The following is a 988-nucleotide window of genomic DNA, read 5'->3' on the forward strand; positions in this document are numbered from 1 at the left end:
TCGTAGCGCGTCTCGGCGATCATGCCCAGCGGCAGCTGCTGATCCAGCTTCATCGGCTCGACCGTGGACCCGCGCATCCGCAGCAGATGGGGCGAACCCGCGTCGACCGCCCGCACCCGGCCGCAGCGAGTGTCCACCTCGAGCAGCAGGGTGGCCACGTACCGCGCACCCCGGTGCTGGTAGAAGACCGTGTCCGAGGCCAGCTCGGCCTGTTCCACCAGGCCGCCACCGGAGCGCCGCGCGTTGCGCATCGCGTTGACCGTGACGGCGGTCAACAGGGACGCGGCCAGCCCGGTGCCCTCACCGTTGAGCACCGTCACGGTGAGACGGTCGCCGTCCAGCGACCAGTCGAAGTGGTCACCGCCCACCGTGTACGCCGGTTCGAGCTGACCGGCCAGATCGAACGCGTGGTGCGCGACACCGCGACCGGGCAGCAGATCCCACTGCATCTCGGCGGCCATCGTCAGTCGCTCCCGCCGACGGGCCCGCCGGTCACGGTCGGTCTCCCGGTCCGCCGCGCGCATCGCCACCGCCAGGGCGTCGGCGATGTCCGTGGCCTGACCGGTCACCGCCGGATTCGGCACGGCCGGCAGCTCGATCAGCAGCACGCCCAGCCGCTCCCCCCACACCGTCAACGGCAGGTAGAGCCGGCACGGGCCCTCGCCGTCGCGGACCGGCTGCTGGCTGCTGAAACAGCGCTGCGCGACGGTGTGGCATTCCAGGAACCCGGCCGCCGGCAGGTCCGGGTTCAGCACCGGCCAGAGGCCGCTGATCCGGTAGTCGGCGACGAAGACGTCGGTGCGCAGCGCGCCCATCGCCGACCGGATCGCCCGGTCCGCCGCCTCGGCCAACTGGTCGGGCGGGGCCTCGCGCAACGCGCGCGACACCACGTCCGGCGCGTCTACCATCGTCGTCCTCCCCAGAAGCTTGCTATAGGGCAAGCATCATACGGACGCCCTCGGACGGCGGATCGGCGCGGTCAGTCAGC

1 protein-coding gene is annotated in these 988 nt (G+C 72.1%); it reads right to left on the minus strand.

Annotation, left to right across the window (positions count from 1 at the left end):
• Positions 1-908, minus strand: a 908-nt coding sequence (locus KBX53_RS34185; RefSeq protein ID WP_210863947.1) for a PP2C family protein-serine/threonine phosphatase, incomplete at its 3' end; no start/stop codon positions are given.
• Positions 909-988 lie beyond the last annotated feature (80 nt).

The organism is Micromonospora sp. M51 (assembly GCF_018070305.1).
Taxonomy (GTDB): Bacteria; Actinomycetota; Actinomycetes; order Mycobacteriales; family Micromonosporaceae; genus Micromonospora; species Micromonospora parva.